11 protein-coding genes and 2 pseudogenes are annotated in these 16,422 nt (G+C 42.7%); 4 read left to right on the top strand and 9 right to left on the bottom strand.

From position 1 onward, the window contains the following. Positions 1–145 precede the first annotated feature (145 nt). From ACLGGO_RS04705 to ACLGGO_RS04695, 3 genes are all read left to right on the top strand, one after another. Positions 146–2,029 (top strand): NAD(P)H-quinone oxidoreductase subunit F, encoded by a 1,884-nt coding sequence (locus ACLGGO_RS04705; RefSeq protein WP_446418448.1) that lies wholly within the window; start codon positions 146–148, stop codon positions 2,027–2,029. Between the two features lie 226 nt (positions 2,030–2,255). Further along, positions 2,256–3,752, top strand: a complete 1,497-nt coding sequence (locus ACLGGO_RS04700; RefSeq protein ID WP_446418447.1) for an NADH-quinone oxidoreductase subunit M — start codon at positions 2,256–2,258, stop codon at positions 3,750–3,752. 128 nt (positions 3,753–3,880) lie between these two features. Further along, positions 3,881–5,011: a CO2 hydration protein gene (locus ACLGGO_RS04695; protein ID WP_446418446.1), complete on the top strand. Its 1,131-nt coding sequence runs from the start codon at positions 3,881–3,883 to the stop codon at positions 5,009–5,011. 54 nt (positions 5,012–5,065) lie between these two features. Here ACLGGO_RS04695 and ACLGGO_RS04690 read toward each other — a convergent pair whose 3' ends face one another. Together ACLGGO_RS04690 and ACLGGO_RS04685 are read right to left on the bottom strand one after the other, a co-directional pair. Then, entirely contained in the window at positions 5,066–5,644 is a 579-nt protein-coding gene (locus ACLGGO_RS04690; RefSeq protein WP_446418445.1) for a hypothetical protein, read from the bottom strand. A 38-nt stretch (positions 5,645–5,682) separates the two neighbouring features. Then, positions 5,683–5,775 (bottom strand): annotated as a pseudogene (locus ACLGGO_RS04685) (ABC transporter permease); the annotation flags it as partial. A gap of 155 nt (positions 5,776–5,930) precedes the next feature. On the opposite strand from ACLGGO_RS04685, the gene ACLGGO_RS04680 reads away from it, so the two are divergent. Further along, positions 5,931–6,176 carry a UPF0175 family protein gene (locus ACLGGO_RS04680; RefSeq protein ID WP_446358094.1) on the top strand — a complete coding sequence of 82 codons (246 nt, stop codon included), beginning with the start codon at positions 5,931–5,933 and terminating at the stop codon, positions 6,174–6,176. A 381-nt stretch (positions 6,177–6,557) separates the two neighbouring features. Here ACLGGO_RS04680 and ACLGGO_RS04675 read toward each other — a convergent pair whose 3' ends face one another. The 7 genes and pseudogenes from ACLGGO_RS04675 to ACLGGO_RS04645 form a co-directional block, all read right to left on the bottom strand. After that, positions 6,558–7,475, bottom strand: coding sequence for an ABC transporter permease (locus ACLGGO_RS04675; RefSeq protein WP_446418444.1), 918 nt, complete (start codon positions 7,473–7,475; stop codon positions 6,558–6,560). 146 nt (positions 7,476–7,621) lie between these two features. Then, positions 7,622–9,094, bottom strand: coding sequence for a hypothetical protein (locus ACLGGO_RS04670; protein ID WP_446418443.1), 1,473 nt, complete (start codon positions 9,092–9,094; stop codon positions 7,622–7,624). Beyond that, positions 9,091–10,227: an Rpn family recombination-promoting nuclease/putative transposase gene (locus ACLGGO_RS04665; protein ID WP_446418442.1), complete on the bottom strand. Its 1,137-nt coding sequence runs from the start codon at positions 10,225–10,227 to the stop codon at positions 9,091–9,093. The genes ACLGGO_RS04670 and ACLGGO_RS04665 overlap by 4 nt, the downstream gene beginning before the upstream one ends. 3 nt (positions 10,228–10,230) lie before the next feature. Next, entirely contained in the window at positions 10,231–14,238 is a 4,008-nt protein-coding gene (locus ACLGGO_RS04660) for a CHAT domain-containing protein (RefSeq protein ID WP_446418441.1), read from the bottom strand. A gap of 608 nt (positions 14,239–14,846) precedes the next feature. Then, positions 14,847–15,086 carry a hypothetical protein gene (locus tag ACLGGO_RS04655; RefSeq protein WP_446418440.1) on the bottom strand — a complete coding sequence of 80 codons (240 nt, stop codon included), beginning with the start codon at positions 15,084–15,086 and terminating at the stop codon, positions 14,847–14,849. A gap of 36 nt (positions 15,087–15,122) precedes the next feature. Continuing rightward, positions 15,123–15,728, bottom strand: a complete 606-nt coding sequence (locus ACLGGO_RS04650; RefSeq protein WP_446418439.1) for a Uma2 family endonuclease — start codon at positions 15,726–15,728, stop codon at positions 15,123–15,125. Between the two features lie 235 nt (positions 15,729–15,963). Then, positions 15,964–16,098, bottom strand: a pseudogene (locus ACLGGO_RS04645) (flavin-containing monooxygenase); the annotation flags it as partial. Positions 16,099–16,422: the final 324 nt, after the last annotated feature.

Genomic DNA, 16,422 nt, shown 5'->3' with positions numbered 1-16,422 from the left:
GTCTCTAGTATAAGCTCAGTTTATCACTTTGATTAAGCTGACTTTTAAATAGAGGGACTCAAACGGTGAGCACGAGAAGAGAATCCCCCTGTTAATAAGCAAAATTCTGTATCTATATGATCAACCAACGAGGTATGCAAGCGGGATGACAGAGTTTCTGAATCAGACAATTTGGTTAGTACCATTTTACGGGTTAATTGGCGCAATTTTAACCCTACCTTGGGCAACAGGTGTGATTCGTCGCACAGGTCCCCGTCCGGCTGCCTATTTTAACATATTAATGACGATTGTTACCTGTATTCACGGCGGAGTGATTTTTCGGTCTGCCGTAAATCAGCCGATGGTGAACGAGTTTGTGTTCGACTGGCTACAAGTCGGCGGCGTCAATTTCTCCTTCGCCCTAGAAGTGTCTCCCGTGAGTACAGGCGCTGTAGAAGTGGTTACCAGCCTCAGCCTATTGGCGCAGCTGTATGCCCTAGGCTACTTGGAAAAAGACTGGGCATTAGCTCGCTTTTTTGCCTTAATGGGATTCTTTGAAGGGGCGATGAGTGGGATTGCGTTGAGTAATTCCTTACTTTTAAGCTACGCCCTGTTGGAAACGCTCACCCTCTCCACCTATTTACTCGTCGGCTTTTGGTATGCTCAACCCTTAGTGGTTACCGCTGCACGAGATGCCTTTCTCACTAAACGGGTGGGAGACATGTTGCTGTTAATGGGGGTGGTGACACTGGCAAGCCTCGCCGGTAGCTTAGACTTTAATAACCTATATGATTGGGCAGGAACCGCCACCCTCTCCCCCGTCTTCGCCACGTTACTGGGACTCGCCTTAATCGCTGGACCCCTGGGGAAATGCGCTCAATTTCCCCTGCATTTGTGGTTAGATGAAGCAATGGAAGGACCAAACCCCGCCTCCGTCTTGCGGAATTCGTTGGTTGTCTGCTGTGGGGCTTATGTGTTGATTAAACTGCTGCCGATTTTAGCCCTATCCTCAGTCACCTTATCCGTGTTAGTGGTGATTGGCACAGTGACGGCAATTGGTGCATCCTTAGTCGCTATTGCCCAAGTTGATATTAAGCGATCGCTCTCCCATACCACCAGTGCCTATTTAGGATTGGTGTTTATCGCCGTCGGAACCGGACGCGCTGATATTGCAGCGGCGTTACTCCTCGCCCACGCCTTTGCCAAAGCCCTATTATTTATGAGTACCGGTTCGATTATTCTCACCACCAGTAACCAAAATCTCACCGAGATGGGCGGCTTGTGGTCACGGATGCCCGCGACAACCACTGCCTTTGTCGTCGGAACGGCGGGGATGATTGGGCTATTGCCCCTAGGGGGGTATTGGGCATTAAGTAAAGGTATTAACTCCCTGTGGACTGATTCACCCGGATTAGTCGCCACCTTTATCGTGGTGAATGGAATTACCGCCTTAGGACTAACCCGCGTCTTTCGCTTAATATTCTTAGGCACTCCCCAACCAAAAACCCGCCGCACTCCTGAAGTCGCCTGGCCCATGGCGTTTCCGATGGTGGGGTTAACTCTGATTACTCTGATTATGCCTTTGTTGCTGCAACAATTAAACTTGTTACCCCCTGATAGGTATGAGTACCTGGTTAAAGTACCCCAACTATTACTATTGGGTTCCAGCGTAGTCGGTTGTGCGATCGGGGGTTTAATTGATCTGCCCAGAACTGGACTAAGATCTATTAGCTTACCCGTGAGATTTTTGCAAGACCTTTTAGCTTATGATTTTTACGTCGATCGACTCTACAACCTGACTGTGGTATTTGCCGTTGACCTATTTTCTAAACTGACCGCTTGGATTGATCGTCATATTGTCGATGGTGCGGTGAATTTAGTTGGTCTGGCTACTGTCGTTGGCGGTCAATCATTGAAATATAGTGTTTCGGGGAAATCCCAGTTTTACCTGTTAACGATTCTCATCGGCGTCAGCGTATTAGCAGTGTTAATGAGTTGGCCCCTCAGTCAGTGGTCCTGGGAACGGTGGTTGTTTCTGAATGGGCAATAAAAATGTTGTCGGTTGTAGGGGTGGGTTTAACTATTTATGACTTAACCCAAGTGTGGCTAAACCTGATCTGATTGATTTGTTGGTATCAAAAGTTATATTTTTTTAACGCAGAGGTACGCAGAGGTTAACGCAGAGGTACGCAGAGGATCATGACCAATGAAAATGATTTGGTTTGCTTCTCAAGGGAAGCGAGTATGACGAATGACATAAGACAACTGACCAAATTATGCTAAGTGCTTTAATTTTAGTCCCGCTATTAACAGCCCTAGTCGTAGGATTTTTGCCCGCTAGACTGATGGCAAAAGGGGCGCGTCAAGTTACACTCATCGTTGCCAGTGGTCTATTTATTTGGTCACTGGTGCTACTCGCGCAGTTTAATCCGGGTGAGATGAGTCTTCAGTTTCAAGAGAATTGGTCTTGGATTGAGTCGATTGGGTTAACCTACAGTTTAGGCATCGATGGGTTGTCAATGCCCTTGCTGGTGTTGAATGGTTTACTTACCGCGATGGCGGTTTACTGTACCGATGAGGATTTAGAACGCCCTCGATTTTATTACACGCTAATTCTGTTATTAAATGCTGGGGTGGCTGGGGCGTTTTTGGCACAAGATTTATTGCTGTTTTTCCTGTTTTATGAATTGGAATTAATTCCCTTATATTTGTTAATTGCCATCTGGGGCGGAAAACGGCGCGGCTATGCAGCAACCAAGTTTCTCTTATATACAGCAGCGTCTGGGGCGCTGGTTTTGGCTGTCTTTTTAGGCTTGGTCTTTTTGAGTGGGGCAAATACCTTTGCCTACAGTAATGTGCAAAACTTAGCTTCATTATTGCCTGTAGGTCGTCAATTGCTGTTATTAGGCGGAATTCTGATCGCCTTTGGGATTAAAATTCCTTTAGTACCCTTTCATACTTGGTTACCCGATGCCCACGTTGAAGCATCTACGCCGATTTCCATGCTGTTGGCGGGGGTGTTGCTGAAGTTAGGCACTTATGGATTATTGCGCTTTGGTTTAGGATTATTTCCAGAAGCTTGGACAGTCGTCGCCCCCTGGTTAGCAACGTGGGCGGTTGTCAGTGTGCTTTATGGGGCGTTTAATGCGATCGCGCAACGGGATATGAAGAAGATGGTGGCGTTTAGTTCAGTGGCGCACATGGGTTATATTCTACTGGCAGCCGCCGCAGGGACATCAATTTCGCTGGTGGCGGCGGTGATGCAAATGGTGAGTCATGGGTTAATCTCGGCGTTATTGTTTTTCCTGGTGGGGGTGGTTTATAAGAAGACGGGTTCGCGGGATTTAGATGTTCTCAATGGACTATTGAATCGGGAACGGGGATTACCCTTGATTGGTAGCTTCATGGTATTAGCGGTGATGGCGAGTGCGGGAATTCCGGGAATGGTAGGATTTATTTCAGAATTTCTGGTATTTCGGGGTAGTTTTCCAGCGTTTCCGGTGCAAACCCTTCTGTGTATGATTGGGACAGTTTTAACGGCAGTGTATTTCTTAATTTTGCTGGATCGCACCTTTTTTGGTCGTCTCTCGGCGCAGGTGATTGATTTACCCCGTGTTTATTGGAGTGAACGGATACCGGCGATTGTCTTAGCGGTGTTGATTGTAATTTTTGGCATTCAACCGGGATGGTTAGTGCGGTTGAGTGAAACAACCACAGCGACGATGGTGACGAATTCACCAACAATGGCTTTAGGCGTCGAGGTGAGTCGATAATAATTGGGTCAGTTGTATTATGTCATTCGTCATTCTAACGGATCAGTCGGGGCGGGTTTAGTTACATCTGGGTTAAGTCAGAAATGATAAGAGTAAAACCCGCCCCTACACACTCAAAAGTAATTGCTATGGTTATTAGTCAAAATAAACTTAAAAATCATCCCCTAGAACCTTACATTAAACGCCTGAATTCAGGTCAAGCCCTGCTAGTAGATTCACCGGAGAATGTGCTAGAGGTTGTGGGTATTTTACATAGTTATGGTATTGTCCTAGATGCCTATTCCCGCAATCTAATTTATATTTCTGAGAATCAGTTTTTAGTCTTTTTTCCCTTTTTTAAATACTTCAACGGGGAGGTTTCTGTCCAGAAGCTATTGCAGCACTGGTGGCATGATCGGATTAATTTTGAATATGCGGAATACTGTATGAAAGCCATGTTTTGGCATGGGGGTGGAAAATTAGATGCTTATCTAGATACGCCAGAATTTGAGCAACACTGTGCCGCTGCGATTCAGGCAAAGTTTCAGCGGAATCCTTTTGTTCAAGGGATAAATGAATTATTTCCCGATTTTCTCACCGAACAAGTGCGTCAGATGGCATATTACAGTGGCTTGGGGCAATTCTGGCGGGTGATGAGTGATATGTTTATGGAGTTATCTAATCGCTATGACAATGGGGAAATTAAGACAATTCCGCAAGTTGTCGAACATATTTTAAATGGGTTAGTAGCGGCGGCGAATAAACCGATTACATACAGCGTGAAAATTCGCGATCGCGAGTATGAGATAATTCCTAAATCCGCTGGGTTAACGTTTCTGATGGATACAGCGGTACCCTATGTGGAGGCGATTTTCTTTCGGGGAACGCCGTTTTTGGGGACAGTTTCCTATAACGCCCAAGCTAATCAGATTCCGCCAGAACAAGGTAAGTTTACTTATGGAGCATTATATGCTGATCCGTTACCGATTGGGGGGGCGGGGATTCCACCGACATTATTGATGCAGGATATGCGTCATTACTTACCCGACTATCTGCATCAAGTGTATCAGCGATCGCGTCGGGGAGAGGATGACTTGCGGGTGCAGATTTGCCAAACGTTTCAGAAGTCAATGTTTTGTGTCACAACGGCGGCAATTTTAGGTTTAGCGCCTCATCCCTTGGATACGACGCAACCGGAACAACAGGCAGAAAATCGGGCATATTTGGAAAATTGGATGGATCGATTTGTCACATCGCGGATCAATGATGTAAATCAGTAGGGGTTTGGTTACCAAACCCCTACTACCCTACAAATGAATGTTTATACTAAACCTCTAAACAACCTGATTCAGCCAAGTAGGATAGGCACAAGACTGGTGATTTTGTAAGGATAATCCCTGATAAGTCTGACCTATTTCGCTAATACCCTGATCAAATTCCTCCAAATTCATAGTGTCAACTTCAACAAGTGCCTCAAACGCAATTGTCCACCAATTCTCATTGTTAACTGTAAGCTGGGTTAATTCATAGGTAATCTCTTGGTAAAAACGTTGCGATCGCGCTTTCTTCACCTGCACCCATGATCCTTGCATCAAGCCGCCTTTGGGCATTAGACTCTCAGACGTTGAGTCTTGACAACTCCACTTAATCCATTGTTCAATACTGCCTTCCCCGAAGCCACCAAATTGCCGCATACCCAATTCCGCCTTACGCCACTTAACCTCTAAACTGCCTTGCCGAAATTTAATATTCAGATAAGGACAATCGGGGATATAAAGATAGATATCCTCCCTTGTTTCGGGCAATCCTAATGTCTCGCCTGGACAATCTGTGGCAAACCAATCGTTTACCTGTGTTGGTAAAATACCCCGATTGAACCATCGCAGTTCTAACGTAATGAAGTCATTTGTCATTTTTTAGGAAACACAGAACAGGGAATTAAAATTCAGATCTAATCCTGCTGGTGGGCGAATTTGTAAGCCCCGATAAAGGATAGTGCGATCGCGAAGGCTAATAACACTGGGATAGAATACCAGGGAAACTCTTCTTAATATTACTTCATGATTCCGGGAATCTGGCTTATGGTGTGGGGGAGATTGGGATAAGTGGGTGGACACTGAGCCAAACCCCAGAACCTTTGTGATGCAGAATCGCTTATCCTTAGAATCAGAATAATTCAATGTCCTCCAACCGAAACCGATGAGTCTAGTCATACCGAATGACATCCTCCAAGCCACCAAGATGACTGAGGATGAACTGAAGCTAGAGATTGCCATCATGCTGTACAAACAAGAAAAAATCAGCAGTGGCAAAGTCCGCGCCTGGACTGGACTGAGCGTAATTGAGTTCCAACACGAATTAGGGAAACGAGGACTTTGTATCAACTATGATGTAGAAGATTTTCAGTCAGATATTCAAACCTTGCAGTCAATGGGCTTACTATGATTGTTGTCAGTGATACCTCACCCATCACCAATCTGGCAGCAATTGGTCGGCTCGATTGGCTCTCCCGTACCTAGGGTGATAAGCAAACCTGATTATTCTTGGAAACTTTGTGGGGCAAGACTTTCAAAACAATGTTTTTAGGGAAGCTATCACTAATATAGGCTTTTCCACCACAAGTACGGGAGAGCCCAAGCGGCTGGTGAGTAGCTAACTTGGCTCAGAATGACACGTTAGAACACAAGACACAATTAAAGTTAACGGTTGAGATTAGGGAACAGGCAACAGTAAGAGTTTGAGGGCTGTTTACATAAATTAATGAGCGTGCCGTTTTCTTTTGTCCGACTACTTAGGGAACACAGAACAGGGAATTAAAATTTAGATCTAATCCTGCTGGTGGGCGAATTTGTAAGCCCCGATAAACGATAGTGCGATCGCGAAGGCTAATAACACTGGGATAGAATACCAGGGAAACTGGGATAGAGGTAAATAAGCAGCCGCCCGTAATCCGGTACTGGCATAGCTGAGGGGTAACAAGTAAACGATAACTTTTAATGCCAAGGGTAACGTTCTCGGATCAAAGAACGTTGCGCCCAAAAATGACATCGGTACAATCAAAAAATTGTTGTACAGTCCCACGGATTCTAAAGACTTGACATTCAATCCCACAATTACCCCTAAACCAGAAAATACGGCGCAATTCAGCAGTAACACTAGCAAAAATAAGGGATTGATAAAGCTGAAAACTTTACCTGTAAACAGAACCGCTACAATAATCACCGAACCGGATGTCATCAACCCACGCACGATTCCAGCTAGAATTTTACCCAAATACAGTGCTAACGGGTGTACAGGCATCAGTAGTGTTTCAGCAAATGTCTTGGTGTAAAGCCGTTCACCGCATATCGAAAAGGTGGTTCCACTGAAGCTAATCGTCATTGACGATAGAGCAATCATTCCCGGTAGGATAAACTCTAAATAGTTGTCACCCGCCGCAGGTTCCATTGCTGAATCGAGGGCGCTACCTAATCCCAACCCAAATGCGATAATGTAAATCACTGGGGAGATGAGTCCAGCCGCCGCGACTTGCAGGATTCTCACCCGCAGCTTTAACCACTCGCCCCAGAATACGGTGAGGCTATCGGCTAGGATGGTTTGCCATTGACTGCCTTTGAGAGTTTTGCTGAAGGGGAATGCGAGATTAGACTTCACAATATTGATAGGATTAACATCTCTTCTTAATATTACTTCATAATTCCGGGCATCTGGCTTATGGTGTGGGGGAGATGGGGATAAAGCCATTCGAGTTCTCTCCCCTTGACAAGGAGAGGATGAGGAAGGGATGGTGCATAGAATGGATAGTGCTCGATTTATTGCGGTAACTCTATAAAACCATCATTATTCCGCAAGCTGTCTATAGCAATCCTATTTAGGGTCAGCGGACGAAGTTAACGAATGCGATTTGAGCGTTTTTGCATCCACCAAACTATTAGACCTACAGGAAGCGCTATGAGAACTCCCACGATTATGTGAAACAGCACGTCAAGGAAATTGTAGTAGGAAAGATAAAGGGGAATGGCAGCTTCAGGGCTATCCGAGGGTTGATTTTTAGTGATGAGCGTTTTTACAGGTTCAGAAGTGACTTGAGACGAGATTCCACTAACGGCTAAACCTGTACTGACAACGGTAATGATCAGTTCTAAGCGTTGTTGTCGTTTTTGAGCCGCTGATTCTGTAGCGCGATCGCTCTCAGCCTGTTCTGTTTCAACAATTCCCCGGATTGTCTCTATCATCTGCTGGAATAGTTGCTGACTGGGGAGAAGATAAGATAAATCCGTGTTGATTTGTTCAATAAATTTTTCCGATTTTTGGCTAATAAATTGTTGCCATAATTCCAGATTATCCTCTTTATAAAGGCTAATAACCTTAAGCTGATTCAGCCAAAATTGATAGTTTTTGTTATTCGTTTCAATGGTGGTACGATGAAGTTCTAAATCTCGCAGGTGGTTAGCGTAGTCAAAGGCAGTTTGAGAAAGTTCGGTGAGCCATTCTTTGAGTTTTTTTAGCCTTTGAGTAGGCTCCGAGGGCAAGTGCTGCAATCCTTTGGCTTTACCATCTAATTGTCTGTAGAGCTTTCGTTCCTGCTGATTGCACCATCGAGATTGAGAGTAGGCATAAATTATTTTATGGCGACAGCACAGTAGATTAATCAGAGGTTGACCGTAATCTACGGCTGTTTCTAAGGTTTCCGTTTGAGGGTGGTAATTGAGCCAGATGAGAATATGGCTGAGTTGAGCCAGATTTTCTTGAATATTGTTATATTCAAAAATTGGACTACCTAAAAATTTACCTTGAGCAGAAAGCCTGTAATTTTGTCTGTCTAATTCTGGCACAATTGCATTCAGACAGTTATCCGTAAAGGCTTGAATGTCGTTGAGTTTCCCCTCTGGCTGGGCAAAAAGGACTAGAGTTTGCCCCAGTAAAGAGTTGCTTTGAGCGATTTTTAGACAACCTTGAGGATTTAATCCTGCCAATTGGTCAATTTCAACATGAGGATAAGGATAGCGCAAGGTAATGTCAACGGCATAGGTATCGTGGATTTGGAGGGGATAAACTGCGCCTCTGAGTTGTAGTACACTCCCGTTAGGAATCGCGGAAAAACTTAACCAACGTTCTGATTGGAGTAATTCTATATAGTCGTTTTTTCGGTTATCCCAACTTGGACTTATCGCAATTTTGCCCTGGTTATCTTGGAGACGCTCAAGCAAAGATTCAAGTCTAGGAACATTAAGCTTTTTACCCAATTGTTGACATTGCTCCCACAGGTGATTCGCATCATCAACGGGTTGTTCTTCACCTTGAGCTAAATTGTTACGTAGATGAAAGGCATAGAGTGTCAGTCTGGGGTTAGCAGCCTTCATGAGCTAGAGTTTGACGACTGGGAATCCTGGGAAGAAGAGCTTTGCTGAATGGCATTTTTTAGGGTTTGTTTATTGAGTTCGTAGTTGGGAGTTTTAACCACGTCTTCTTTGCTACCTTGTGTTCTCTGTCCTGACTTGTCGGGGAGAAGTTTTAATTGCGCCTCGCGAATTATTGGGTGTTTTTTTAACCATGATGACAATGCCTTCGATATTTCTGTAATATCATCTGGTAACGGCTCGACTACCTGCTCCAATTCCGCTAAGTCTTCTGGGGTAAATAGGGAACGTTGATGGTTTAGTAGTTCAATTAAAGTAGCAACATTTTGTTCAGAGAATGACATGGCTTGACTGGTTATTTGTTGTGCAGTTTGCTGGACTAATTCCAACGGTAATTTGAGCGCTTCAGCAATCTGTTCTGAAGTTAATCCTAACTGGAGCAATGCTGGCACTGTCTCTAATTTTGCCTCCTGTTTCCCTTCTTCAAAGACTTCTTGGTAAAATCTGGTATTTTTTAGTTCGCTTAATCCCAACATGGCGGCAATCTCCTCGCGGCTTTTTTGTGGTAATTTGTAGACAATAATCGTTTCAATGAGATTAATCAGGTCACGCTGAACAAGTTCATCCCTTAGCTGTTGCTGCGCTTGTTCAATTAAGTGTCGAGCTAGTTGTCCGGCTGTTTCTTCCGGCTCGATTACAAGCTTAACAACTCCTACCCCTAATGAGCGTTCGGCGGCTTCTCCTAATTCATCCAGGTAAATTCGTCTCACCTGGTTTAGGGCTAAGAGGTTGCCAAAATGTAAGGGTTGCTCTCGTTCAGTAGAGCGGTTGGGATAAATGATAACAATTTGCCACGGGTGAGGGGGTTGGTATTGTTTTAAGAAGAGGAAGAGTTCAGCAAATACGCGGTAGTATAAGGAGGCGTCGGGCTGAAACTGAACTTCCACGAGGTAGAACGGTTTGTCAGGTGCGTTGGTTTTGGGTAGGAATAAACCATCTAGGCGAAAGGCTAATTGTTTAACTTCGCGGGAAGTGAATTCGTAGCTAGCGGCTTCTTCAGGGGAAAAGTTGATGAGTTCAAAGAAGATGCTGGGAAAGGCTTGGAACAGGTTGTAGAAGATGCTATCAGTTTTCACGGGTTATTGACCGATGGCACAAAATGCTGCCCAGTGGTAGGGGGATTCAAAGGGTTTGCTACTTGGTTGTAAATTATAGAATAAAGTATCCAATTGCAGTTCCTGTTCATCATCCAAGGGGAGTTGGCTTGCCCACTGCTCCAATTGTTCTTTTGTAGCATCTCTGAGCCAGGTTTGGGCTTGGTTGAGGGCAAGGGCGACGGTTGAGCCGGATTTGAGATTTTGATAGAACTTAATCATCAAAAATGCTGATGCGATATCATCTACTCTCCAGAGGGAACTAACGACGCAGGCAGAACCTGCGATGAGGAAGCCACTGGGTAAGCCTATGTATTCGTCGCTGGTGTTTTTGAAATCAATTAATCCGGTTTCGCAAGCGGAAAGGGTGACGAGGCGACATTGTTCTAAGTTGAGGCTGAGGATAGCATCGAGGGTAAGGCACTTATCCAAGTCATGGGTTTCACCCTCGCGCACGTTGAGATATCGTTTTGTGTCTGCATTGGTGGGTACGGTAGTGAGGGGGGCATCGGCTAGTATGAGGGCAGATTTGCGGGCATTTTCTAAGTTAAAGTAGCCGTGACAGCTAAAGTGGGCACAGTGGATTGCGTTTAGGTTAGCCTGATTGATGGCTGTTAATGTAGCGGTTTTGTGTTTGAAGATATTAACGGGGTTAAAGTAGCCTGTGATGGCTTGCACTTCCAAGTCGGTATAGGCAAGGTCGTTTGTGGGGTTTTGGATGGCAAACAGGTGGGTAAAGTTGGGGCGTTGTCGAGTTTTAGCGAGTTGCAGCAGTTGACAGCTTGGCGCATAGCTGACTCCTCCAGGAAATCTATCAAAAAGGTGGGATTCTCCCGCAAGTGACAAAGCTTGTAGTGGTAACAAATGCAAAGAGCGATGGGGAACTAGAATTAACTGGTTGCACTCTTTTGGAATTTGTTGAATAATTTCATCAATGTGCAGAATTTTTGCCAGCACATGCAGACGGGTAGTTAAGCGGCGCTGCCAGTGAGAGTGGTTTTTACGATAGGCTTTCAGATAGCTGTTTACTAAATTTTCTATTTTCTTTAGGTTTATTAAATTGGGTGATAAAACGATAGGTTGTTTGGTTTGTTTGGTAACAATGAAAACAAGCAGTTTATCGCTTGCCATGTAAAACTCAACAATTGCGGTGCGATGCGAGAGAGTTGATCGGAATGGCTCAAACTGAAAGCCAGAACCGATAGGCAGGTATCGATCTTGTAATTCGTTGCGCTGCTGTCGAAGCTGTTGCAGATGTTGGGCTAATGTAGTTGGATCTTCTGCTCTGGCATTTTGAAGTTCGTACTGACCACTGGCGATTTTGTCTCGGAGTTCTTTTAGTTTACTCACCACATCTGGAAAAAAGATGACATCGAACTCGTTGCTGAGAATAAGTTCAACTAAGTTGCGGGTTTTGCTGCGCTCAACGTATTCTATGGCTTCTACAGGTTTCTCTAATTCTAGACAGACTTTTATCATACTTTGATAAAGGTCATTCCACTCTTCAGCTAGCTTCTGTTTGTCTACCTCCATTCCAGTTCCCGTAACTATTTCTTCACGTATAGATTCTATGCTGTTGATCGCATTTTTAAAAGCCGTATAAGCTTTTTCAACCTGATCGGCTTTCTGATAAGTGGTTCCAATAAGATATTGATTTTTTGCATAGTTCAAAGGATAAGCTTCATAAGTATGTACTTTTAATGCATTTGAAAAATATTGAATTGCGACTTGGAGATTTCTAGTTCTTTCTCCATTAACTCGTATACTATAAAGCTGACCTAACTGTGATTGAGTCATTGCCCATCGATTCGGGTCAGTTTTGCGAAGGCGTACTTCTAATGATCGTAAAAAGAATTCTATAGCAGTTTCTAAATTTTCTGCTTTATCTTTTTGCACACTTAATACCGTATAAGCATTACCCAAGTTAAACTGGATTCTTGCCCATTCAAAAGGAGAAAATTCGCGATTGTATACTTCTAATGCTGAAGAAAAGCACTGGATAGCAGCTTCTATCATTTCTGCACTTTCTGATACGGAGGAAAGACTAATATAAGAGCCTCCTAAAGCTTGCATTGTAGTCGCCCACTTCTGGGGATAATTTTCAAGGTTATACACTTCTGTTGCTGAGGAAAAGCATTGAATAGCAGATCGTAAATTTTCTGCCTTGTTTCCACGGATACGAAAATTATAAGCAACCCCCAAATTGTACTGGGTTTTTGCCCATTCAAAAGGATAAACTTCACGACTATATACTTCTAATGCTGAAGAGTAGCATTGGATTGCAGCTTCTAAATTTTCTGCTCTCTCTCCTAAAATCCTTTCTCTGTAAGCTACTCCTAGATCGGATTGACCTCTTGCCCACTCTTCAGGGCAAACTTCACGGGTACACTTATCCAAAGCAGCAAAATGATACCTGATTGCTTTTTCTACGTTTTCTGCATGTTCTCCTTGTATACGCTCAGTATATGCAAATCCCAAGGTATTTTGAGCTTTTGCCCAGTCTATGGGATTAGTTTTACAGTTAACGATGTTTAAAATATCTTTAGAACAAGAAATTGACCTTTCCAGATTTTCTGAATGATTACCTATAACACTAGTAGAATAAGCAGAACTTAGTTCAAGTAGCGCCCCTACAAAGAAATCAAATTTTGATATATTTTTAACAGACAAATAAGGTGTTTCTTGAAAGTGGAATTCTATTGTTTCTTCTAAAAGGTTAGGATATTTTTCTCGATGAGAATATGCAAACCAAATACCTGAATAAGCAGAGATTATTTGCTCAGGGCTTTTTTCTTTGCCATAATTCTTTTTACTAAGTGCCTTTTTTAATTCATATTGAAGCTTATTTCTTCGTTTTGGGAAAGCTCCGTTATTACAGACTTGTAAACCATTTTGACAGGCTAAAATTGTCTTTTCTAGATTCTCAAATTTATCACCTCTAATTCTATCCCTGTAAGCAGTTGCCAGATAAACTTGTGATCTGACCCATTCCTCTAGAGCTGCTTCACGAATAATTAAACTTGTTACTATTTCATAGCCTGCAATAGCAATTTCTTTATTAATTTCTTCCTCTTTTTTATTATTATCCTCTTCCTTGTTATTATATTTATCAATTTGCTTCTTGTTATAAAAGTAGTGTTCAATTAGTCCAAAAAAATCTAGGGCTGTTTTGGCAAAATTTGCTAGTTCTTCTATTTTTAGACTAGATAAAATATTTTCGTTAAAATTACGTAAAAACTGAATTAAATTATTATTTAAGCTACCTATATTTTTTTCTAAAAACTTAATTACAACTTGCGGATGTTCATTATAATAATTCCAACTAATTTGTAAACCTTTTATAAAAAAATACTCTTCTGAAGATAATAAGTTTTTGTTATTATTAGTCACATTGGCACTAATTTTATCTAGCCATGATACATTATTGTCTCTTGTAATTGCCGTTTCAACATCTACTTTAACTTCTGATAGAGTAACCTCGATCGGATGAAGTGATCTATTATATTCCTGGTCTAAAATTTTAATTTTTTCCTGAAAGGCTTCATCAATCCCTACTTCTCGACAACGTTTAAGTAATTCACGATGTTCTTGGACAAGTTCGCGACTTTTTTGATCTAGTTGAACTTGAGCTAGATAACCAAGTAACATCTCAACTTGTTCTTGGATTAACTCCGGATGGCTTTCCAAAAACTCTTGTGATTCTTCCCAAGTTTTTTTATCAAGGAAATAACCAATCAAAATAAACTTTTCAATTATTTCTTGCTTTAAAGCCTGATCAACTCCTATTAATCTGCATAATCGAAGCGTCCTAATATGATTAGCGAAAAAAGACACTAAGCCCCTATCTTTCTCTTGAAGATTATCAAGTATGCTAACTAAGTATGCATCAACTTGGTTGCTCAATAATTCAGGGTTATTAATTATATACTGATGTAAAGATGGTGCTGTTTTTTGCTGTAATAAACCTTTAATAATAACTGTAATATCATTCATTTTTTTAACTCCTAATTTGTTCAACTAATCCAATTTCTCGATAATTGTTTGCGGAACGTTACCTCTAGGGTAGAGGTCGCGTTCTATAGCGTCAATAGCTGCACTATAACCCGCGTTTGCTTTCATTAATACATACTACTCTCTATGGGGGTGGTCAAAAGCCGTTCAATGACGCGATCGCATCCTTCAATCAAGACATAACCTACCTCAACCTTTCCCTTAAGCGTGTCGTTCCGCTAACTGAGTGATATCGTCAGCAAGTCTGTCTACTTCCTCATCAGCAAACAATAGCGTACACTCAAACTTGAGCCAAATTCGCTTACGCAGTTCCTCCCTCAGCGCTAAATTGTTCCAGAAGCTGACGACTTGGGTTTCTTGGTTAATACAGCGTTTTTCAGGCTAATGAGGTACGAGTAATGGAATAAGGATGGTTCACTCATTGCTGTTACTGTACCTCACCAGAGTAGAAAACGCTGTAAACTCCACCAATTCTGTGGCTAAGATTGGGATTTGAGTTTTCATATCAAGTCCGGTGAATTAACCATAATAACAATGCTGTAACAGCAAGGGTTTCGGGCTTTTTTTTATTAAGGGTAATTTTCCAGACATCATATCATCTCCTCTGAGGGGGAGTCAAGGGCATCGATTAAGGCGTTGTAAAAGGGGCGAATTTTGGCACTGGGTTGGTTATCGCTGGTTTCGGTTTCATCGGCGCGGACGTTTTGAGCGAGTCGGATGAATTCGGCGGCAATTATCTCCCAGTTTTCCTCGTGTTGTTGTAAGGTATTGTCTAACTTTTCACTCAGTTGGCGGTAGTAAATAATTATGCTGCACTTGCGTTTCACCATGTCTCACCATTGGGACATAAAGTTAATCGCACAGCATCATCTTGGCAGCACATCATCAAGTTTAAACGCTAACCTGGGCAACATCGATGAAACAATTAACTCTCCCAGTCGATATTGCTGTTTAACATAGTCTTCACCGACTAACTGACAAACTGTAATAGTTGGTTGCTTGGGTCTGCCAATGAAAGCAACGCCGCCTAAGCCTCGATAATCAACAATCCCATACTCTGGAATACCCAATAAAGCATACTCTTCCACTTTACGAGCATAGTCTGTCTCCCAATTTGTACTGACAACTTCAACAATCAACTTAATCGAAGTTCCCAAAGTAATCACAGGTTCTCGCTCCCATAATGGCTCATTCACTAATGCTGTCTCATCTAAAACCACGACATCAGGACGACGCGCCGTAGCCGCATCTGTAAAAGGTCTAACAATACAGGTGCGCGGAATAAACCAAGGATGTCCTTGTCGTTCTAACTCAACACTAAGTTTACTGGCTAACTTTCCCGCGACTGTTTCATGAAGTCCAGTGGGTTCCATGTCAATTAATTCTCCATCCGCCAATTCATAGCGAGGGTTGTTGCTATAGTGGGCGATAAATTCCTCAAAACTTAGAAGTTGAGATGAAGTATAAACCATACGTTAACCTCTGAGTATATTGACAACTTGTTATACCAAATCCCGGTTAAGTGATAACTTAATCAGGGCGGGTTTTGTTGTTCATTTATTTCTGAATAGCTGAATTTAATCCCTAAACCCGCCCCTACAATTTGGCTAAATTTTTCCCTACAATTGAGGATAAATCATTTGGAACCATCTACTTTTATTCGGTCAATGTTTAGCCGGGAGTGGACGGTTCTCAAAGTGAGGATAGTCCCCAGCCAATGTAATAGAGTCCCTTGTAATCCTCAATAAAGGAGCTACCATAACATTTAACCACAGGTTCGGCAACGCACTGAAGTTCTTCCGGTAAGAAGGGGTAGGCAACATGATAGCCAGTAGCACAAACCCTGTTCTATCAAAGGTTTAGAAATTGTAGGGGCGCATGGCGTGCGCCCGATTTAACCGTGCCATCTATTCCTGAATTTTAGGAGTTGTAGGTTGGGTTTCGACTTCGCTCAACCCAAGAAAATTCAGGATTATTGTCTGAACTATTGATTGAATAATATCTTGCCCAGTTAACATCGGTGGGTTACGGCGGAGCGTTGATTAAATAGTTATCGCTTCGGTTTAAAACCCGCCTAACCCACCCTACATTTTTTGATGTGTGTCGGTTGGGTTTCGACTTCGCTCAACCTAACAAAATTCAGAATTATTGTCTGAACTATTGATT

Origin of the sequence: Coleofasciculus sp. (assembly GCF_046565525.1) — a bacterium.
Taxonomy (GTDB): domain Bacteria; phylum Cyanobacteriota; class Cyanobacteriia; order Cyanobacteriales; family Coleofasciculaceae; genus Coleofasciculus.
Note: the sequence above shows the minus strand (reverse complement) of the source record. Positions and strands in the feature narration are given on the sequence as shown.